The organism is Enterococcus sp. DIV0358 (assembly GCF_051713465.1).
Taxonomy (GTDB): domain Bacteria; phylum Bacillota; class Bacilli; order Lactobacillales; family Enterococcaceae; genus Enterococcus; species Enterococcus faecalis.
This window is the reverse complement of the sequence record NZ_JBIOPX010000001.1, coordinates 662,185-681,847: the sequence shown is the minus strand read 5'-3', so window position 1 is coordinate 681,847 and position 19,663 is coordinate 662,185. Positions and strand designations below refer to the sequence as shown.

At 37.0% G+C, this 19,663-nt stretch carries 19 protein-coding genes and 1 riboswitch; of the genes, 5 read left to right on the top strand and 14 right to left on the bottom strand.

Features of this window, described 5'->3' with window-relative positions:
• Nucleotides 1-22 precede the first annotated feature (22 nt).
• Nucleotides 23-190: riboswitch (THF riboswitch) on the bottom strand.
• 66 nt (nucleotides 191-256) lie between these two features.
• Entirely contained in the window at nucleotides 257-679 is a 423-nt protein-coding gene (mgsA, locus tag IGK70_RS03335; protein WP_002355823.1) for a methylglyoxal synthase, read from the bottom strand.
• 185 nt (nucleotides 680-864) lie between these two features.
• On the opposite strand from mgsA, the gene IGK70_RS03330 reads away from it, so the two are divergent.
• Entirely contained in the window at nucleotides 865-1,968 is a 1,104-nt protein-coding gene (locus tag IGK70_RS03330) for an ABC transporter ATP-binding protein (RefSeq protein WP_002355822.1), read from the top strand.
• 50 nt (nucleotides 1,969-2,018) lie between these two features.
• Here IGK70_RS03330 and IGK70_RS03325 read toward each other — a convergent pair whose 3' ends face one another.
• From IGK70_RS03325 to IGK70_RS03310, 4 genes are all read right to left on the bottom strand, one after another.
• The gene (locus tag IGK70_RS03325) at nucleotides 2,019-2,636 is read right to left on the bottom strand and encodes a hypothetical protein (RefSeq protein ID WP_002355821.1); all 618 of its coding nucleotides are present in this window, start codon (nucleotides 2,634-2,636) and stop codon (nucleotides 2,019-2,021) included.
• A 126-nt stretch (nucleotides 2,637-2,762) separates the two neighbouring features.
• The gene (rsmA, locus tag IGK70_RS03320) at nucleotides 2,763-3,650 is read right to left on the bottom strand and encodes a 16S rRNA (adenine(1518)-N(6)/adenine(1519)-N(6))-dimethyltransferase RsmA (RefSeq protein ID WP_016614025.1); all 888 of its coding nucleotides are present in this window, start codon (nucleotides 3,648-3,650) and stop codon (nucleotides 2,763-2,765) included.
• An 18-nt stretch (nucleotides 3,651-3,668) separates the two neighbouring features.
• Nucleotides 3,669-4,253 carry a ribonuclease M5 gene (gene rnmV / locus IGK70_RS03315; protein WP_002358848.1) on the bottom strand — a complete coding sequence of 195 codons (585 nt, stop codon included), beginning with the start codon at nucleotides 4,251-4,253 and terminating at the stop codon, nucleotides 3,669-3,671.
• Nucleotides 4,250-5,020, bottom strand: a complete 771-nt coding sequence (locus IGK70_RS03310) for a TatD family hydrolase (protein ID WP_010827233.1) — start codon at nucleotides 5,018-5,020, stop codon at nucleotides 4,250-4,252. Before IGK70_RS03310 ends, rnmV begins: the two co-directional genes overlap by 4 nt.
• A gap of 134 nt (nucleotides 5,021-5,154) precedes the next feature.
• Between IGK70_RS03310 and IGK70_RS03305 the strand changes: the two genes are divergently transcribed.
• Together IGK70_RS03305 and IGK70_RS03300 are read left to right on the top strand one after the other, a co-directional pair.
• Nucleotides 5,155-7,377, top strand: a complete 2,223-nt coding sequence (locus tag IGK70_RS03305; protein WP_025191095.1) for a HelD family protein — start codon at nucleotides 5,155-5,157, stop codon at nucleotides 7,375-7,377.
• A gap of 120 nt (nucleotides 7,378-7,497) precedes the next feature.
• Entirely contained in the window at nucleotides 7,498-8,103 is a 606-nt protein-coding gene (locus IGK70_RS03300) for a hypothetical protein (protein ID WP_002383359.1), read from the top strand.
• A gap of 58 nt (nucleotides 8,104-8,161) precedes the next feature.
• Here IGK70_RS03300 and IGK70_RS03295 read toward each other — a convergent pair whose 3' ends face one another.
• The 9 genes from IGK70_RS03295 to IGK70_RS03255 form a co-directional block, all read right to left on the bottom strand.
• A complete protein-coding gene (locus IGK70_RS03295; RefSeq protein WP_002361374.1) occupies nucleotides 8,162-8,437 on the bottom strand; it encodes a hypothetical protein in 276 nt (91 codons plus the stop codon).
• Nucleotides 8,438-8,536: 99 nt separating this feature from the next.
• A complete protein-coding gene (metG, locus tag IGK70_RS03290; RefSeq protein WP_002355813.1) occupies nucleotides 8,537-10,546 on the bottom strand; it encodes a methionine--tRNA ligase in 2,010 nt (669 codons plus the stop codon).
• A 187-nt stretch (nucleotides 10,547-10,733) separates the two neighbouring features.
• Nucleotides 10,734-12,125, bottom strand: a complete 1,392-nt coding sequence (locus IGK70_RS03285) for an amino acid permease (protein ID WP_002361373.1) — start codon at nucleotides 12,123-12,125, stop codon at nucleotides 10,734-10,736.
• A gap of 40 nt (nucleotides 12,126-12,165) precedes the next feature.
• Nucleotides 12,166-13,029 (bottom strand): GRP family sugar transporter, encoded by an 864-nt coding sequence (locus tag IGK70_RS03280; RefSeq protein WP_002355811.1) that lies wholly within the window; start codon nucleotides 13,027-13,029, stop codon nucleotides 12,166-12,168.
• Nucleotides 13,030-13,176: 147 nt separating this feature from the next.
• On the bottom strand, nucleotides 13,177-14,202 hold the full coding sequence (sapS, locus tag IGK70_RS03275) for a two-component system sensor histidine kinase SapS (RefSeq protein ID WP_002361370.1): 1,026 nt from the start codon (nucleotides 14,200-14,202) through the stop codon (nucleotides 13,177-13,179).
• A 13-nt stretch (nucleotides 14,203-14,215) separates the two neighbouring features.
• Nucleotides 14,216-14,890: a two-component system response regulator SapR gene (sapR, locus tag IGK70_RS03270; protein ID WP_002355809.1), complete on the bottom strand. Its 675-nt coding sequence runs from the start codon at nucleotides 14,888-14,890 to the stop codon at nucleotides 14,216-14,218.
• A gap of 88 nt (nucleotides 14,891-14,978) precedes the next feature.
• Nucleotides 14,979-15,203 (bottom strand): hypothetical protein, encoded by a 225-nt coding sequence (locus tag IGK70_RS03265; protein ID WP_002355808.1) that lies wholly within the window; start codon nucleotides 15,201-15,203, stop codon nucleotides 14,979-14,981.
• Nucleotides 15,204-15,476: 273 nt separating this feature from the next.
• The gene (locus IGK70_RS03260; RefSeq protein WP_048941495.1) at nucleotides 15,477-16,349 is read right to left on the bottom strand and encodes a VOC family protein; all 873 of its coding nucleotides are present in this window, start codon (nucleotides 16,347-16,349) and stop codon (nucleotides 15,477-15,479) included.
• Between the two features lie 64 nt (nucleotides 16,350-16,413).
• The gene (locus tag IGK70_RS03255) at nucleotides 16,414-17,244 is read right to left on the bottom strand and encodes a LysR family transcriptional regulator (protein ID WP_104855813.1); all 831 of its coding nucleotides are present in this window, start codon (nucleotides 17,242-17,244) and stop codon (nucleotides 16,414-16,416) included.
• A 112-nt stretch (nucleotides 17,245-17,356) separates the two neighbouring features.
• Between IGK70_RS03255 and IGK70_RS03250 the strand changes: the two genes are divergently transcribed.
• Nucleotides 17,357-18,385, top strand: coding sequence for a YeiH family protein (locus IGK70_RS03250; RefSeq protein WP_002355805.1), 1,029 nt, complete (start codon nucleotides 17,357-17,359; stop codon nucleotides 18,383-18,385).
• Between the two features lie 93 nt (nucleotides 18,386-18,478).
• Nucleotides 18,479-19,654 carry a SulP family inorganic anion transporter gene (locus IGK70_RS03245; protein WP_002378096.1) on the top strand — a complete coding sequence of 392 codons (1,176 nt, stop codon included), beginning with the start codon at nucleotides 18,479-18,481 and terminating at the stop codon, nucleotides 19,652-19,654.
• The last annotated feature ends 9 nt before the right edge of the window (nucleotides 19,655-19,663 follow it).

The window sequence follows — 19,663 nt, the reverse complement described above, 5'->3', positions numbered from 1 at the left end:
AGAGCTGCTACATGACGAACCATGCAGCGAATGCGAAAACAAAACCGCGAACATTAAAAAGCTGAACGTGTTGTTCTGATGATAAGCAAAGTAAGAACCTTTGCTTTCTAGCAACACACTGTTTATGTTCTTCGTCCAAAAGGCAACATCCCATCCTTTTAGCACTTAACGCTTTGTCTCCTACTCTGTTATTTTATTTGGACAAAAGTCCTCATAAAATATACCACAAAATAGTCAAAATAACCATTAAGGTTCTCTAAAAAGCTAACGGTCGACGATCCCCTTCATGGATAACCTCACGGAAGTCCGCAAACCCCGCCTCGACACCTCTCAAAAGAATTTCAGCACTGCCGATATTGGTCGCTAAAGGAATTTCATAGACATCACTTAGACGAATCAAAGCTGTCACGTCTGGTTCATGCGGTTGCGCGGAAAGAGGATCTCTTAAAAAAATAACTAAATCAATGTTGTCTTCTGATATCATTGCGCCAATCTGTTGATCCCCACCTAATGGCCCCGATTTAAAGCAATGCACGGGTAAGCCAGTTGCTTCCATCACTTTCATGCCTGTCGTCCCTGTTGCATACAATTCATGTTTTTCTAAAATATGTTTATAAGCGGTTGCTAGTTTGATCATTAATGTTTTTTTACGATCATGAGCGATTAAAGCGATTTTCATGTTATCCAACTCCTGTCTTTGTTATATTATAACAAAAGTTTATCGATAAATCCGCTGAGAGTGTTTGTCCTTTGTCACCTTGACGAAAAAGTCTTCTTTTTCTTGTGCAACTCTCCCTTGCCGAAAGATAGCGTTTTCATTTAAACTATGAGTAACAAATCAAAAAGAAAAGAGTGACGTATCAAATGGTGGAAATGGCGCTGAGAAATGTGTATAAAAAATATGACAATGCAGAACATTATTCTGTTACAGATTTTAACTTAGAAATTACAGACCGTGAATTTATCGTCTTTGTCGGACCTTCTGGTTGCGGTAAATCAACAACATTGCGAATGATTGCTGGCTTAGAAGATATTACTGAAGGTGAATTATCAATTGGGGACAAAGTCATGAATGACGTTGCACCGAAAGATCGTGATATTGCCATGGTTTTCCAAAACTATGCGCTTTATCCGCATATGACTGTTTTTGATAACATGGCTTTTGGTTTAAAACTAAGAAAATATGATAAAGCTGAAATTAAAAAACGGGTGGAAAATGCTGCGGATATTCTGGGCTTAACAGAGTACTTACAACGTAAACCTGCGGCGCTTTCTGGTGGACAACGCCAACGTGTTGCACTTGGCCGGGCAATTGTCCGTGATGCCAAAGTCTTTTTAATGGATGAACCTTTATCAAACTTGGATGCAAAATTACGTGTAGCCATGCGTGCTGAAATCGCTAAACTACACCAACGTTTAGAAACTACGACAATTTATGTGACACATGACCAAACCGAAGCGATGACCATGGCTGACCGAATCGTAATTATGAAAGATGGCTTTATTCAACAAATTGGTTCACCAAAAGAAGTTTACAATACACCAAAAAATATGTTCGTAGCTGGGTTCATCGGCTCACCTGCCATGAATTTCTTCAAAGTTACCTTAAACAATGGGGTTATTTCTAACCAACATGGCTTAAAGCTAGCAATTCCTGAAGGAAGAAACAAAGAGCTTGTTGAACATGGTTATGAAGGCAAAGAATTAATTTTCGGTATTCGTCCAGAAGATATTCATAGCGAACAAGTGGCTTTAACGGCAATGAAAGATGCAGTGATTAAATCTGAAGTTGTTGTTTCTGAATTATTAGGGGCTGAATCCATGCTTTATACAAAAATTGGTGATACAGAGTTTATCTCAAAAGTAGATGCTCGTGACTTCCACCATCCTGGTGAAATGATTGACTTAGCTTTTGATATTAACAAAGGACATTTCTTCGACCCTCAAACAGAAGAAGTCATTAAATAAAAAAATCTCGAGGCATCCGTCACAATGACGGATGCCTCGATTGTTTCTCTTTATGCTAATTTAACCTTCTTCTTTATCACTTTGGGTTGTTTCGCTTCTGTAAAAGTTGGAATATCTACATGTTTACTTAAGGTACTTGCTAAAAAGTAGGCAATACTGAAATCCACCAAACTATGAATTAATCCACCAACGCCCATCAAAAGAAAAATAGAATACATGAAGCCGGCTGTATAATAAGTTCCTGGCAAGTTGCCCATTGTGTAAAATACAGAAACAACCACTAGCTCGGCCGCGGAATGAATCACTCCAATTCCCACGTTAAACAACTGTAATTTCCCATTTAATAAAGTGAATTTCCCCTCTTTATTGATTAAAATTTCTGGATGCTTTTGTAAAATCACTGCGCCAATGACTGCAAAAATCAAATGAGATAAGGCCCGCAAAGCAATAATCGGTGTTGCGGATAAGAAAAAACCAAAACCTGTTCCTAGACTAACCGCAATTGCCACCACTGGAGAAATAAACATGGCAATAAAAACTGGGACGTGACTTGCTAACGTAAAACTGGCTGGACCAATGGTAATTCTTGGCATAACCATTGGAATGATAATCCCCATTGCAATTAAAAGTGCTGAAATTGTTAAACGTTTTACTGAGTTTGTTTTCATTAAAACTGCCTCCTGAAGGTGTCATGACACCTTTTGTTTTTCTCAAGTGTAGCTGAACGGCCGCAATGTGTCAAGACACATAAAAGAACTTTCTGTTATTTCTCATAAATAACAGAAAGTTCTTTCTTATACTGGTTTATTTTTTTCTAAAGCATTACTTAAACGAGCGAATTCTTCTAAAGACAATGTTTCACCACGTCTAGAAGGATCAATTTCTGCTTCAGCTAGGCTCTCTTTTAGCCAAGCTACCGTTTGTTCATCTTTCCCATAAAAATGCGTTAAGTTATTCCACAATGTTTTGCGTCTTAATTGGAAACTGGCTTTGGTTAATTTGAAAAATTCTTTTTCATTGGTCACTGTCACCGCTGGTGTAGCACGGCGCGTCAATTTAATAATCGCCGAGTCAACATTGGGTTGCGGCACAAAAACTGTTTTTGGCACAATAAAGGCGACACTTGCTTCCATAAAATATTGGACAGCAATTGATAATGAGCCATAAGCTTTCGTTCCTGGTTTAGCAGCAATTCGATCAGCGACCTCTTTTTGCATCATCACAACCATTTCGGCTACATCTAAAGAAGATTCTAAAAAATGCATCATAATTGGCGTAGTAATATAGTAAGGTAGGTTAGCTACCACTTTAATCGGATACTTCTCTTGAAAAACTTGGTTGGTTGTCTCGACCAAATTAGCTTTTAAAACATCCTGATGAACCACTGTCACATTATCATAGCGACTTAAGGTATCCGCTAAGACAGGAATCAAGCGATCATCAATCTCAAAAGCCACAACTTGTGCCGCGTTCATCGCTAATTGCTCTGTTAATGCACCAATTCCAGGTCCGACTTCGACAACATTTGTCTGCTGATTAATTCCCGCTGTTTCTACAATTTTTCTTAAAATATTAGGCTCTGTCAAAAAATTTTGACCTAAACTCTTTTTAAATGAAAATCCATGTTTTTTTAGTATTTCTTTGGTTCTGGATGGTGTGGCAATTTCTTTATAGTCCGTCACGCTTGTTCCTCCATGTAGTTATTCTTCGTTTGCAAGTTCTTTTAAAATACGTGTCATGCTTTCTTTCAATTCTGCTTCTGTAATCCGAAACATGCTTAACCGTTTGACTAACTGTTTGCTATTTGTATAGCCAATTCTTAGGTCATCTCCTAATAATTCACGGTATTTTTTGGCATTTGCTCCCGCTATTAAACCATATTCAACTAGTGTTTGTCTAGGAATTTCTTGATAGTCTTCATCAGCTTGAACAGGTGTTACGACTTTTTTTAATGCTTCAATAATTGCTTCATCACTAGCATGTTCAACCCCTAGGCTACCGCCATTTTTTTTAGGAACTGCGACTTTTCTTGATAAAAAAGCATGCTTTGCATCAGGAACGACTTCCATTATTGTTTTACGAATTTTTTCGCCCGAATAATCTGGATCTGTAAAAATAATCACGCCTCTCGTTTCTTGTGCGTGTTCAATTTGTGTCAAAATTTCATCATTGATAGCAGAGCCAATCGTTTCAATCGTATCCGCTGCAACTACCTCTTGAATGCGGCGTGTGTCATCTTTTCCTTCAACGACAATGATTTCTGCAACTTTCATTTTTTCTTTCATTTATCTATCCGAAACAAGCGATGAGCGTTGACTCTCGTTTGTTCTGCCACTTCTTCAAAGGTTAGTTGTCGTAATTCAGCAATTTTTTCCACTACGTATCGTGTATAGCCGGGTTCATTCCGTTTACCACGATAAGGAACAGGGGCTAAATAGGGTGCATCTGTTTCCACCAACATTCGTTCAAATGGTACCGCCATCGCCGCTTCTTGAACATCCAACGCTTTTTTAAACGTCACGACCCCACTAAAAGAAATATGCAGACCTAAATCTAAAAATTTCTTCATCCACTCAGCATCGCCACTGAAACTATGCATGATTCCACCAATATCTGAAATTTTTTCATCTTTTAAAATTCGATAGGTATCTTCTAGTGCCTCTCTCGTATGCACACTAAACGGTAAATTCATTTCCCGAGCAATCGCAATTTGACGGCGAAAAACTTTTTCTTGCACCTCTTTAGGATCCTCCATCCAGTAATAATCAAGACCGATTTCACCTAATGCGACAATTTTTGGCAACGTTAATTGTTCTTGTAATCGTCGTTCAACCTCTGGCGTATAGCTACCCGCTTCTGTTGGATGCCAACCAATGATACTATAAATATTGGCATATTCCTGACTAAGTAAAAGAGATTTTTCAATCGTTGGTTCATCAAAACCGACCACGGCCATCTCTGTAACACCCAATTCTTGGGCATGTGCAATCGTTTCTGGAATATCATCATTAAATTGTTCTGCATTCAAATGTGTATGTGTATCAAAAATCATTATGATTGCCTCCTTTATCTCCTCTCTACTTTATCATATTTCTTGAAAAATCTGAATGACTAGGCGACAAGATTCGCCATTTCCTCATAAACAGCGCTTGCATTTATGCTAAAAGTAACGTATACTATTCAGTCATGTTATTAAAAGGAGGAATCTCCATGACCGATGAAAAAATTTATGAACAACAGCATTTAACAACGGTTTATCATGAGCTGCAAGCGGCTAAAAAAGTTTACGAAGAGCAATTGGCGAACACAATGAAAGATGGCAAACATATGCTAGAGGAATTTGGTCGCGATTCTAAGCTGAATTTTGATAGTTATGCCGATAATCTAGAAACGTTTGCCATGTTGGAAATGAAGAACCGTGAAATTGATCAGTGGAACTTAAAAAATGAAGCAACGGCTAAAAATTTAGACAAAGTGAAACGCCTATTACAAGTTCCTTATTTTGGCAAAATTGGCGTGACTTTTGAAGACAGCCCTGAAGAGCCAGAAAACTTTTATATTGGCGTAAACGATTTTACTTCTTTAGAAGAAGAAACGCGCATTCACGATTGGCGCTCACCGATTGCTTCGTTATTTTATGACAATGTTTTAGGGAAAACAGCCTACATGGCACATCAACAAACCATTCCTGTACAACTTGATTTGAAAAGACAGTTAATTATTGAAAAAGATCAATTAATCAACTATTTTGACACAACCATTGCGATTCAAGATGATGTGTTATTGCATTCTTTAGAAGAAGATGCGTCTCCTTATATGAAGGACATTACGACAACCATTCAACAAGAACAAAATCAAATAATTCGTGACGAAACGCAGCCACTCCTACTAGTCAACGGGATTGCTGGTAGTGGGAAAACGTCTGCGATTATGCAACGGATTGCTTATTTACTTTATCAACATCGAGCAGAAATTACAGCGGATAATATTTTATTACTTTCACCAAATTCAACATTTATTGATTATATTTCTCAAGTTTTACCGAATTTAGGCGAACGAAATCCCTTGAATTTGACTCTTTTACAATTTTTGCGCTTCACTACCAAAGAATCATGGCCAATGGAAGAAGAAACGGACTATTTCGAACGCATTACTCGCTCTGAGGCAACGGAGCAAGAGCACGTTATTCGTTCAAAAGAATTTGCAACGTTTCTTTTAAGCAATCCTGAAAAAGCGGTTGTGCAGCCACATTTTTTCCGTCCTTTAACTTTTAAAAAGCAGACCTTATTTACTTCAGAAACAATTTTTAAACTTTATCAAGAAACACCAGCTGACTTGAGTATTCGCCAACGAATTTCAGCCACAAAAGAAAAATTAACCAGTCTTTGGACACGGTACTTATTAAAACAAGCCCATTCTAAAAAAATGTTGGATCAATTCCAAGATTTAACAGAAGCTGAACAAATTCGTTATTTTGGCACAGTGATTACCGAAGATAATGAAAAACATCTGGCTGATTTTGCTTTAAAACGTTTGAAGAAAAAATATCGCTCCATCACTGCCGCTATCAAAAATGATGCTTGGCTAGATCAATGGGCCTTTTTTGAAACGTTTTATTCTTTATTCACTGGAAAATCGTATCAAAAAGAGACAGCTGTTTTCACAGCCGATGAAATTGTGGCCCTTATTTTGGTGAAACATGCATTTATTGAAAACCTCGCCAACCAACAAATGGCTTTTATCCTAGTCGATGAAGTCCAAGATTATACAGAAGCCCAATTATTATTACTGCTGACACTTTTCCCTAAAGCTAGTTTTACTTTAGCTGGTGATGAAAATCAAGCCATTTTTAATACAGCCATTGAATTTTCTGAAGCTCATGATTTATTGGTTAACGAAACCAGCCGTTCTGTTGGAACGTATCAATTATTAAACAGTTACCGTTCAAGTAAAGAAATTACACGACTCTTCCAAACATTAGGCACTCAACCAGAGCAATTAACCATTGTGCCCATCCGGCATGATGGAGAAAAACCGACATTTATTCCTTGTGACTCTGCGTCTGACTATCTTAAAGCAATCGTCACTTCCATTGCAACTTTTGATCCGAAAGAAAGCACCGCCATCATTACTAAAACTTTTGCAGAAAAAGAACAATTAACAAAAGAACTCAGTGCTTCTCTTTCATTGGAAGAGCATCCGTCACTGCAAGTTTTATCAATTGATATGGCAAAAGGTCTAGAATTTGATAATGTAATTCTTCATAACCCAAATGTTAATCGTTATTCCGACAATAAACGAGATAAAAAAATCCTGTATACTGCTATTTCTCGTGGAATGAAACGGGTCGTTTTACCTTATACCGGCACACTTTCTGAATGGTTTACACCTTACTTGGCATCCCAGTAACTGAGACTTAAGGCGGATTTTATTTTTAGAAAAACCACTTATAATAGACGAGTAGGCACTGCTTTTTAATTAGCAGACCTACTCGTTTGTTGTCTCTTAAGTTGAGAGGAGCGTGATAAGGTGAAACAATCACCTGATTTAGAAAATTTTTTAAAAACCTCTATCCAAAAAAATGTAACTATTGAGCGAAAACAACAAAACCAAACCATTTGGCACTGGCTACTGCTTATTTTATTTGGCTTACTAACTTTTGGCTCACTGACACAGCAGTTACTCCTAATTGGCTTGTTTACACTTATTGCCGCTATTGTTAAAGGTCCCTTAATGCTCGTCTGGGGAACCATCTATTCGGCGTTAGTGGCTTTGTTTCCACCTTTTGCTTTAGTCCTATCTTTACTTTTTTTTATAATTAATTTAGGCACCGTTATGAAAAGTTGGCGGATTACTTTAACAAGTGCTTACTTTTATCTAATTCCTTTAGGTTTTAGTCTCTTGAAAACGACCGACTGGGTATCAACGCCTTATTTCCTGACAGGCTTGGCTTTGTTAAGTATTTTAGGACTGCATTTTATATTAGAGTGGCTCTATAAAAATAATAGCTTAGGCCGTTTACTCACGTGGCAAATTATTAGTGTCCCTTTTTCACTCTTACTGATCATTTTACCAAGTCGCCTAACGAAAGGCCGTTTTGGTAAAAAACGAATACCTAAAAAAGTGAAACTCTAAAATAGAAAAGCCTAGGAAAAATCGCAAATGATTTTTTCTAGGCCTTTCTTCGATTCTTTTAATTTAAAAATTCGTTGATTTTCGATTTTAGGACGTCGATAAAACTGGAGAAAGAGAGTTCATTTGTTTGTGAATATGTCCAATGAGCCAATAACAGAAAAACTAAAATAACCAGTATCGCAACCACTAAAAAGGTTCTAATTCTTGCCCTTCTTTTTCTACGTTGTACTGTTAGCCGTGCTTGTTCCCTTACTCTCATAGCTTCTAAATAATACGGACGCCATTTAGGATCATTTTTTCGTTGCTCATAAAATTTAAATTTATGATAAGCCATCAAACTTCCCCCACATCAAATCACTTTTCTTCTAGTATACAAAAAAAGTAGTAAAGATAAAAGGTTACAATTCACCTTTTATCTTTACTACTTATGCTTTTATGCAATTCCTGCACCATTTGGCATTTCTTTTGGTGCTTCAACAATTTGAAGTTTCCCTTCTGGTGATTCAGCTGAAAGAATCATTCCTTGGCTAATTTGACCACGCATTTTTCTTGGTTTTAAGTTAGCCACAATGACTACTTTTTTGCCAATTAGCGCAGCTGGATCTGGATAAAATTCAGCAATACCTGAAAGAATTTGACGATGGTTTTCATCTCCAGCATCTAAACGAAATTGCAATAATTTATCTGCTCCTTTGACTTTTTTACAGTCAATAACTTCGGCAACTTTTAATTCCACTTTATCGAAATCATCGTACTTAATTTGTTTTTCTTTCGTTGAAACCAACGTTGTTTCTTCTGGATTCCATTTAATATCCTCTTCTGTAGCACTTTCGCTTTGGGACATTTTCTTTTGAATATACGTTACTTCTGTTTCAATTTCTAAACGTGGGAAAATAGGTGTTCCTTTACTTGTTACTGTTACGTCTGTTGGGAACTCACCAAAATGAATATTTTCCATGTTCATTGTTTCTGGATCTAAGCCTAATTGTTCGAAAATTTTCCCTGGTGTTTCTGTCATGACTGGTTGCAATAAGATTGCCACAATTCGTAAGCTTTCCGCTAAATGGATCATGACACTTTCTAATTCGTTGCGTTTTTCTTCTTCTTTAGCCAATACCCAAGGCGCTGTTTCATCAATATATTTATTGGCACGAGAAACTAGCGTCCAGATTTCTGCAATGGCCGTGTTAAATTCCATTTTTTCCATTGCTTCATGATATTTTCCAATAACATTCGCCGCAGTTGTCGATAGTTCACTATCAAATGGGGTAACTTTTGAAGCATAGGCTGGTACTTTGCCATCACAATATTTATTAATCATCGCAATTGTTCGATTCAACAAGTTTCCTAAGTCATTAGCTAAATCATAATTTAAGCGAGAAACGAAATCTTCTGGTGTAAAGACGCCATCACTACCAAATGGAATTGCTCGTAATAAATAGTAACGTAACGCATCTAGACCGTAGCGTTCTACTAACATTTCAGGGTAAACAACATTTCCTTTAGATTTAGACATTTTTCCGTCTTTCATCAATAACCAACCATGTCCAAAGACTTTTTTCGGTAATGGTAAATCCAAGGCCATTAACATAATTGGCCAATAAATCGTATGGAAACGCACGATTTCTTTCCCAACCATTTGCACGTTCGCAGGCCAATATTTTTGGAATAATGAATCATCTTCTGAGCCATAACCTAGTGCTGTAATATAGTTTGATAACGCATCAATCCATACGTAAACCACATGTTTTGGATCATTTTTTAATGGAATTCCCCAAGAGAAAGTCGTTCTTGAAACGGCTAAATCTTCTAATCCTGGTTTGATAAAGTTATTTAGCATCTCATTTTTACGAGATTCTGGTTGAATAAATTCTGGATGTTCTTCGTAATATTGTACCAAGCGATCCGCATATTTACTCATGCGGAAGAAATAGGATTCTTCTTTAACTAATTCGACTTCGTGACCACTTGGTGCTTTCCCACCAATGACATTGCCTTCATCGTCACGATATACTTCAGCTAATTGTGTTTCAGTGAAAAATTCTTCATCAGAAACTGAATACCAACCTTCATATTCTCCAAGGTAGATATCTCCTTGTTCTACTAAACGGTCAAAAATTTGTTGCACGGCTGCCATGTGATAATCATCCGTTGTCCGAATAAATTTATCATAGCTGATATCTAATGTTTTCCATAATTTTTGAACATCTGCTGCCATTTTATCAACGTACTCTTTTGGTGTCACATTCAACTCAGCAGCTTTTTTTTCAATTTTTTGGCCATGTTCATCCACACCTGTTAAATAAAATACATCAAAACCCATTAAACGCTTGTAACGGGCCATTGCATCGCAGGCGATTGTTGTATATGAATTCCCAATATGTAACTTCCCACTTGGGTAATAAATTGGGGTGGTAATATAAAATGTTTCTTTCTGTGACATACAGAAAAAACCTCCTTTAGTCATTTTCCTAAACCCTCAGGATTTACTCCTAAACAGTATACCATAATTAGACATTATTAAACTATATTTCTTGTCGGTTTTCTCTTGAAAATGAAGAAAATGCCAGAAAGAAAAGAGAGAAACACCTGTCTATTTGACAAGTATTCCTCTCTTTTTTCGTTCATTTTTATTCTTTTGTCTCAAAACGAACGATACTATGGTGACGTCCATAAAAGAAATAAATAGCCAAACCAATCACTACGGCTACGCCAAATACTTGCCAAGTAGCTAAAGACAATTGGAACATCAGAGCGGCGCAAACCACGATTGAAATTAATGGTAGAACCGGCACAAGCGGTACTTTAAATTCACCTGCTTGCGGTTCTCCTTTCATTGTCCGTAATTTGATAATTCCTAAAGCGAGAAACATCAGATAAAAGAGTGTCACGATATTTGTAAGTTCAGCCAACATCTCCATTGGAACAACACCAGCAAAAACCATTGCTAAAAATCCAGCTACATAGGTTGCATTCTTAGGTGTGTGCCGCTTCTCATCGATTTTGCTCATAAACTGCGGCAATAATCCGTCTTTACTAATCGCATAAATCACACGGGCTAAACTGTACATCATCGCAATCGTCACTGTTAATAAGGTTAAAATAGCACCAACTGAAATGATTGTCGCAATTGCGCCATGATTAATGAAGCGCATCGCAAAAGCCACCGGATCCTTGACCCCTAAATCCGTAAATGGAACAATCCCAGTTAAAACTAACGTAACAACAATATATAACAATGTTGAAATAATAATGGAACCAATAATCCCTTTTGGAATATCTTTTTTCGGATTCTTCACTTCCTCCGCGGCCATGCTGACCGCATCAAACCCTAGAAAGGCAAAGAAAACTAAAGCAGCACCACTGAAAACGCCTGAAAAACCATAAGGAATAAATGGTTGCCAGTTCGTTGGTTTCACATAAAAGATTCCCACGAGAACAAATAATAAAATAATCCCAAACTTCACGAAAACCATTAAGTTATTTAAACGTAACGCTGTTTTCGCTTCTAAAGATACCCAAAAAGTTACGGCTACAACGACCAACATGGCAATCAAATCAATATATGTACCATTTGTTGGATTATAAGCGCCACTTAACGCTTGCGGCAAAGAAAAACCTAAGCTATCCAAAAAGCCATGGACATAGCCTGACCAACCTGAAGCAACGGATGAAACCGCCAAGAAAAACTCACAAATAATCATCCAACCAGTCATCCAAGCCACAATTTCTCCAAAGACCACATACATGTAGGCATACGGCCCACCAATGACCGGAATACGTGATGCAAATTCTGCATAGCATAAACCAGATAAAATAATCGCGGCTGCTGCTACCAGAAATGATAAGACGAGCCCTGGACCTGCATAGCGTTCCGCTGCGACACCTGTCACAACAAAAATCCCTGTTCCTACTACAGCCCCAATTCCTAGAAAAATTAAGTCCATCGTCTTAAGATTTTTTTTCATCCCACCACTGTCATTGACAGGCACAGTGATTTCTTTTTTTCTGAAAATAGACATGTGTTTACCCCCGTAAAAAAAATAAGCGTAAATAAACTATTTACGCTTTCATATACCCTAAAAGAATACCACCTAGAATAACAAAAATGCAACCAAAAATAACATAAAACATTTCTTTTTTTGATTTTCTTTCGCCTAAAAGGAAGATGCCCCCAAGAGTCGAAATAATAATCCCCATTTGTGATAAAGAGAAGCTAATAGCTAAGCCAATTTCACGCATGGTTAATAACATACAAATATTTCCTAAGCCCCAAAGCAGACCCGTCGTCATATTCATCCAAACAAAACGATCAACTTTGACTTTTTTGAAGGCAAAGAAACTAGCCCCCACTAACATACCAATACTTTGTGGCAAAATAATTCCCCACGGATCTAAACCAGTGGCATTAATAATGATGGTATAGACACCATACCCAACTGTTGAGAAAATCAAGGCCCGAATCCCTTTATTAAAATCTAACATACTGTTTGAGGTTTTCGGTTGACTGTCATCATCTTGTCGAGCTGTTAAATACACCCCAAAAACTAAAAAGGCTAAAGCGATAAAGCCTACAACAAAGTCTTTTGTTTTTGTCCATTCATGGAAAAAAACAGCCCCTGCAACGGTATTAACAACTAACTGCATCCCAGTTGAAATTGGTAAGCCAACTGAAACGCCCATATATTTCATGCTATGAAATTGTTGATTCTGTCCCAAACTCCAGAATAAACCAGATATAAATCCAACAATTAATGTGGCTGTCGTCAACGTAGGCTGGATGACAAAAAAGACAACAATTGAAAATAGTAATGCGCCGATTGTCATACCTAACGTTTGTTGATTGGCGCTTCCACCAATTTTACCGCTGACTAAACCAATACTGCCCCACGCAATCATGGGCACTAAAGCGATAAGTAAACTCATAATATTCTCCTAACAAATTTATTTCATTTCATTCTAACAATAAAAACGTTTTCTAAACAACTAAGAAGAGTAAGAGAAGTTAGCAAGAAAGTTTTAATAAATAAAAAAAGGCCTATCACCTCTTTAGTTTGCTGATAGACCTACTTTTTATTTCACTTCATTATAATAACTGAGGGAAGGGAAAAACAATGTCATCGTCGTACCTTGCCCTTCTGTCGATTCGACTGTTAAATCATGACCTAACTTTTTCGCTAAGCTATGGGCCAAATACAGGCCAAGACCAGTCGAATGCTGTTCACTTTTCCGCCCGTTTTCACCAGTAAATCCTTTATCGAAAATGCGTCGTTGATCTTGTGTCGGAATGCCAATCCCAGAATCTTTTAAAGATAAATAAATACCTTGTTTATTTTTGGAAATTAGGACCGTAATCGTGCCGCCTTCTGGCGTATACTTGACTGCATTACTTAATAATTGGCGGAAAATAAAAATGACCCATTTTCGGTCGGTTAAAACCGCTTCATCTTCCCCTTCAATTGAGAATTGCAATCTTTTTTGGATAAAATAATTTGCTTGCGTACGAACAACAGATTGCACAATTTCTTTTAAAGAATATTCTTGGAGTAAATAATCTCGAGAAAAGCTGTCCAGTCTAGCATAATATAGGACTTGCTCGACATATTCATCAATTTTACCTAACTCATTTTCCAATAGATAATATTTTTTCTCTGGAATATCATCTTCGACAGATTGTACCAGTAACGTGATAGCCGCTAGGGGGACTTTGATTTCATGAACCCAAGAGTCAATGTAATCTTTTTGGTCCTGTTGGTTGTTAATTGCTTGCTGCATGGTTTGTTGGTGCTCTTGCAATAAACCGTTAATATACGTTTGGACAAGTAGTTCTTCTTCTTTTTCTGCTGTATTCAAATATTCTTGTAAAGAAGGCGGCTCTTTTTCCGTTGCCAACGAAAGCCACCACTTACGTTTTAAATAATAATCAATTGTTAAAAATAGCGATAAAAAAACACTTTGCAGTAAAAAGATATAGCCAACCACTGTCCAATCTAAGCGGACATTAGGAGCCAACCATAAAATAAAACAAGTTAAGAACAGAAAAAATAACCAACCAATTAGTAATAACCAGCGATCTTTTAAATACTTTAGAATGGTCATTGTCTACTCCTATCTAGGGCACCATATAACCGACGCCCACTTTGGTTTCAATATAGCCAGCAATGCCTGCTTGCTCAATTTTTTTTCGTAAACGATTGATATTTACCGTCAACGTATTGTCATCCACAAAACGTTCATCGTCCCATAAAGCGCGCAATAGTTTTTCACGTGTTAAAATTTTTCCGTGCTTTTTCATTAAAAGATACAGTAATCGGTATTCATTTTTACTTAAATCGATCATTTCGCCTTTGATTTCCATTCGTCCATTGTCCACATTTAAAGTAATGCCATTATGTGAAAGCACTTCACTATCCGTATCGGAATAGTTATAAGAGCGGCGCAACAAAGCATTGATTTTAGCAATTAAAACATCTATCTGGAACGGTTTTGTAACAAAATCATCCGCGCCCATGTTCATCGCCATAATCATATCCATATTGGTACTACGACTCGAAATAAAAATAATTGGTACTTTAGAAACTTCACGAATTTTTTGACACCAATAGTACCCATCGTAAACAGGTAAATTAATATCCATCAAGACTAATTGGGGATTCTCCTCTTGAAAATCATCCAATACATCATTAAAATCGGTTGTTCCAATCGTTTCAAATTGCCATTTTTGTAATTCCTCGCTAATTAATTCTCGAATGGTTGTTTCATCTTCGACAATCATGATTTTAGCCATGCAATCCCACCTCTTTTATTTCTAAATTTTCATCTTTCTTATCCTAACAAACTTCATTCTTTTTGGATATAGGACTTTATGATGATTTTTACACTATTTCAAAAATAGGCGCTAATAATTCCCATTCTGATAACATGATGAATTTGCCAACGAAAGCAAAAATACCATCTAATAATAACACAGACATATTAATTCCTAATACAATAGAAGCTTTTTCGACAATTGGCATGGACTTTTTATTTTTCAAAATAAGATATAAAACAAAGTTCGTTCCATAAGTAAAAACTGTTAACAACACAATTAACTCAATCATTTTACCACTTCCTATTTTGGACTTTTCATTTTTCCTTCAATAATTTACTACTCTTAATTATAGCATAATCTTATAAAAAAATCGGCAGAGTCCTAACCATTAAGTAAACAACAAAATAGAAGTAGCCTCTTTGGAACTCGCAAGAATCGAGCCTTTTTTAAGAGTTGAAAGTCTTGATCCTTAAAAGACAAGCCCTTCAACTCTAGTATGTTCCATGTATTGGAATTGATACCAACGTAACGAAGTGTAGTCGATCAGACAACCTCAGTTTTTCTAATGATTATATTTGTCATACACTTCTTTTAACTGGTTTAAATCTATTTTTTTCATTTGGTACAATTTTTTGGTCACTTCATTTGCTCTAGCTGGATTTGAGTCAGATAAATAACGTTTCAGTTCAGGATTGCCTGTTTGCCAACTGACCCCAAATTGATCTTCCATCCAGCCACACGGCCATTCTTTCCCTTTAACAGTCACTTGTTGCCATAGCCGATCTATTTCCTCCTGATTTTCACAATCAATATAAATGGAGAAGGCCATGGTAAAATCAAAGTCATGTTTATCTCGTGCATCCATTACTCGAAACGGTTGCTCCTGTAATGTGAAAAGTGCTTGCGCAATGTTCCCATCTTCATATTCAACTTTTTCAATTATTTCGCCTGGACCGAAAATCGCCAACCATTCTGATAGAGCTTTGGCTGCTTCGCCATATTTTTCATTAGCAAACATAAAGGTTGGTACAATTGTTTGTTCTTTTCCTGAAAAAGACACTTGCCAAGAGACACCAAATTTGTCCACTACCCAACCATATAAAGGACTAAAAGGATATTCCCCAAAAGGCATCAATATCTGTCCATCTGTTGTTAAATTTTTCCACAACGTTTCTGTTTGTGATAATGTTTTACATTCAACAAAAAATGAACTAGCTGGCGTAAAGGAAAATTCTGGTCCGCCATTTAAACCAATGATTGTTTGGTTCGCCAAGGTAAATTCAATGGTCATTAATGATGTTCCTTGAGGTTGGTGCTCCTCATTAACGTAGTTCGTTTTACTTAGAATCGCACCTTTTTCAAAGATTGTTGTATAGAAGTTAGCAGCTTCTTCCGCTTGTGTGTCAAACCATAAACAAGGTGAAAATTTAGGCATTGTGGTTCCCTCCTTCGTTTTCTTTAGTGTAGTCAAAGATTGATAAATAAACAAAGAGAACGTTTTAGTATTTATTCATTTCCTTCTGATAGAATCGATAAATTGCTTGTTTTACTTTTTGAAGCAAGGAGGATTTTAAATGTCCTCGTGTCAAAAAATAAAAGGAACGCCAATACTTTTCACCTAACGTTTGGAAAGGAATTTTTTCAGTAATCGCCTTTCTTGAAAGCAACGATTGCCCCATGCCCAATTCCAACATTTTAACAATCATTTCATTATTTTTAACCGTCATGAGTGTTGGGCTTTGATTACTTTCTTCTAAATACTGTTGGGTATAATGAAAGACCCCAGAATCCTTTTCACGTACCAACCAATTCTGATTGGCAGGGTCCCCAGCTAAAACCAATTGATCCTGAATAATTTCTTCACGAGAGGCGCCTTTCGTAATTAATGGTTTTTCGATAAAGCCAAAATCAACTTGATGTTTTTCAACTTTTTCCACTACTTCTTCTGAATTGTTCATTTCTAAAACAAAATTGATTGTTGCATACTGTGTCTGTAAATGCTGCATCAGTTGCGGCAAATAATAAACTGCAAAAGTATTAGACGCAGCAATTCGGCAAGTTTCTTTAGGTAATCTCGCCTGATGAAGAGCTGTTAATGTTTCTTGCCAATCATCAGCTAAATTTAGCAAACGATTATACAAGACTTCCGCTTGCCTAGTAGGGACTACATCTTGTCGACCATTTCTTAAAAACAATGAACAGCCTAATTCTTCTTCTAATTGTTTGATTTGATTAGAAACGGCTGGTTGTGAGATATATAGGCAGGTAGCTGCTTTGGAAAAGTTCATTTGCTCATACACAATTTGAAAAGTCTTTAATAATTTAAACATAGGCATCCTTTCGATAACTTTCTATTATAAATATTATTTTAACTATTTATTTCTCAAATGTAAAAAATTTCGTTATACTGGAAGTAATGAACAAGAAAGAGAGATTTTTTCAATGAAAAATTCAGAAAATGATTATATCCAATCTTTATTCCAAATTCTTCCCGGCTTGCTAACAGCTTTCCTTGTCGCCTGCCTTAGCAAGTTTCTTGCCATCTGGTTACCTAGCTTAGGCGCCGCAACGATAGCTATTTTACTAGGAATCTTTTTGGGAAATACCTTTGTTCGCGGTGCCAATTTAAATCGCGGAACCAAAGTAGCCGAAAGTAAATTACTAGAATTTTCTGTTGTTTTATTGGGAACCACCGTGACCTTTCAAACGATTGCCCAAATTGGCTTACAAGGTGTCGCATTTATTCTCATTCAAATGTCGCTGACCATTATTTTTGCCTATTTGATCGGTAAAAAACTGGCTTTTTCTGATAATATGTCTTTATTGATGGCTGGTGGTAATGCCGTTTGTGGATCTTCTGCCATTGCTTCGATTGCTCCAGCAATTCAAGCAGATGAGGAAGAAAAAGGCCAAATCATTACTTTAGTAAACTTATTAGGAACCGTTTTAATGTTGACCTTACCCATTTTAAGTGGGATTCTCTATGGTACCAATTTGTTGGCTCGTAGCGCACTAATCGGAGGAACTTTACAATCAGTTGGTCAGGTTGTCGCCAGTGCCAATATGGTCAATGAGAACGCAGTTCAACTAGCGATGCTCTTTAAAATTATGCGGATTGTCCTACTCGTAGCAGTTGTCTATTTATTTGGACGTTTCAAGCAAAGTAAGACGGCAGAATCAGAAGCTGAGTTGGTAGAAGTCACCAAAAAAAGCAGCGCCCTACCTTGGTATGTAGTTGGCTTTTTCATTGCCTGTGTCTTTAATAGTTTGATTCATTTCCCCGTCGTGATCAGTGAGACTGCTCATTTCTTTAGTTCTTGGTTTGAAATTACTGCCTTGGCAGCAATCGGGTTACGACTCGATTTTAAAAAGTTTTTCCAAGAAGGCAAACGTTTCTTAATCTATGGTTTATCAGTAGGAACTGTTCAAGTCGTCCTAGCCATTTTGTTGTTGGCACTGCTACAGTTCTAATAAAAAAGTTTGACGTTAACACGTCAAACTTTTTTATTTCAGCTTATTCATGCTATTATGAATAAGGTTTTATTAACTTAAAGGAGTTTTTCGATGTTATTTAGTATTAAAAAAAGCGAATGGTTAGGTAATGAACGAAATGATCTATTTGCGGGTCTCGTTTCTTCTGTCGCCATTTTACCAGAAGTAATCGGGTTTGCGATTATTGCTGGTGTTCACCCGCTTTCTGCAGTGTTTGCTTCAGCAGTTACTTTACTTGTGATTACTTTTACGGGCGGCCGTCCGGCAATGGTCTCGGCGTCTGCTGGTTCAATGGCCTTAGTCCTTGCAGGCTTAATTCAAGCACATGGTTTGTCATACATGCTTGCTGCGACTATTTTAACAGGCTTTCTACAATTTATTTTAGGTTATTTAGGTATCCATAAATTAATGCGCTTTATTCCCAAGACAGTGATGTACGGATTCGTCAATGCGTTAGCTATTTTAATTTTCATGGCGCAAGTACAACAATTGCCTCATCAAACACTGTGGTCCTACGGTATGATTATCTGTAGTATCTTACTTATTTATCTATTACCTAAGTTTATTACAATTGTGCCTCCTGCTTTAATTGTTATTTTATTCATGACTATCCTGTCCTATTTTTTAAAAGGTCATTTGCAAACGGTAGGTGATCTTGGTGAAATGAGTCAGTTTCATCCAGCGATCCGTTGGCCTAATGTACCCGTCAACTTAGAAACGTTGCGGATTATTTTACCTAGCTCTGTTGCCTTAGCAATGGTCGGGTTAATTGAATCTTTATTGACGATCCCCATTGTGGACAAAATGACAGCGAGCCAAAGTGATAGCCAACGAGAAGTTAAAGCACAAGGATTCGCTAATATAATTACCGGCTTTTTTGGTGGCCAAGCTGGCTGTGCGATGATTGGCCAAGCGGTCATTAATGTTAAATCTGGAGGACGAAAACGGCTTTCTACTTTGATTTCAGGTATTACCCTCCTTCTATTCATTTTTGTTTTTAAATCCGTGATGGTAGCCATTCCTACAGCTGCATTGATTGGGATCATGATGACAGTGGCAGTCGACACCTTTGATTGGGAAAGTTTGCAGCTTTTCCGAACTTTTGAAATTACTGAAATTGTTATTTTACTCGTGACAGTGGGTGTGATCGTCTATACGCATAATTTAGCGATTGGAATTATTCTAGGTGTTCTTTTAAGTGGTCTTCTTTATCATTTTTTCAAAAAAGAACCAAAAAAAAGTTGCTAGCTTTAGCAA

Coding starts and splice junctions, on each gene's coding strand:
- mgsA (WP_002355823.1), bottom strand. CDS start 679: ATGAAAATCGCTTTAATCGCTCATGATCGTAAAAAAACATTAATGATC.
- IGK70_RS03330 (WP_002355822.1), top strand. CDS start 865: ATGGTGGAAATGGCGCTGAGAAATGTGTATAAAAAATATGACAATGCA.
- IGK70_RS03325 (WP_002355821.1), bottom strand. CDS start 2,636: ATGAAAACAAACTCAGTAAAACGTTTAACAATTTCAGCACTTTTAATT.
- rnmV (WP_002358848.1), bottom strand. CDS start 4,253: ATGAAAGAAAAAATGAAAGTTGCAGAAATCATTGTCGTTGAAGGAAAA.
- IGK70_RS03310 (WP_010827233.1), bottom strand. CDS start 5,020: ATGATTTTTGATACACATACACATTTGAATGCAGAACAATTTAATGAT.
- IGK70_RS03305 (WP_025191095.1), top strand. CDS start 5,155: ATGTTATTAAAAGGAGGAATCTCCATGACCGATGAAAAAATTTATGAA.
- IGK70_RS03295 (WP_002361374.1), bottom strand. CDS start 8,437: ATGGCTTATCATAAATTTAAATTTTATGAGCAACGAAAAAATGATCCT.
- metG (WP_002355813.1), bottom strand. CDS start 10,546: ATGTCACAGAAAGAAACATTTTATATTACCACCCCAATTTATTACCCA.
- IGK70_RS03285 (WP_002361373.1), bottom strand. CDS start 12,125: ATGTCTATTTTCAGAAAAAAAGAAATCACTGTGCCTGTCAATGACAGT.
- IGK70_RS03280 (WP_002355811.1), bottom strand. CDS start 13,029: ATGAGTTTACTTATCGCTTTAGTGCCCATGATTGCGTGGGGCAGTATT.
- sapS (WP_002361370.1), bottom strand. CDS start 14,202: ATGACCATTCTAAAGTATTTAAAAGATCGCTGGTTATTACTAATTGGT.
- sapR (WP_002355809.1), bottom strand. CDS start 14,890: ATGGCTAAAATCATGATTGTCGAAGATGAAACAACCATTCGAGAATTA.
- IGK70_RS03265 (WP_002355808.1), bottom strand. CDS start 15,203: ATGATTGAGTTAATTGTGTTGTTAACAGTTTTTACTTATGGAACGAAC.
- IGK70_RS03260 (WP_048941495.1), bottom strand. CDS start 16,349: ATGCCTAAATTTTCACCTTGTTTATGGTTTGACACACAAGCGGAAGAA.
- IGK70_RS03255 (WP_104855813.1), bottom strand. CDS start 17,244: ATGTTTAAATTATTAAAGACTTTTCAAATTGTGTATGAGCAAATGAAC.
- IGK70_RS03250 (WP_002355805.1), top strand. CDS start 17,357: ATGAAAAATTCAGAAAATGATTATATCCAATCTTTATTCCAAATTCTT.
- IGK70_RS03245 (WP_002378096.1), top strand. CDS start 18,479: ATGTTATTTAGTATTAAAAAAAGCGAATGGTTAGGTAATGAACGAAAT.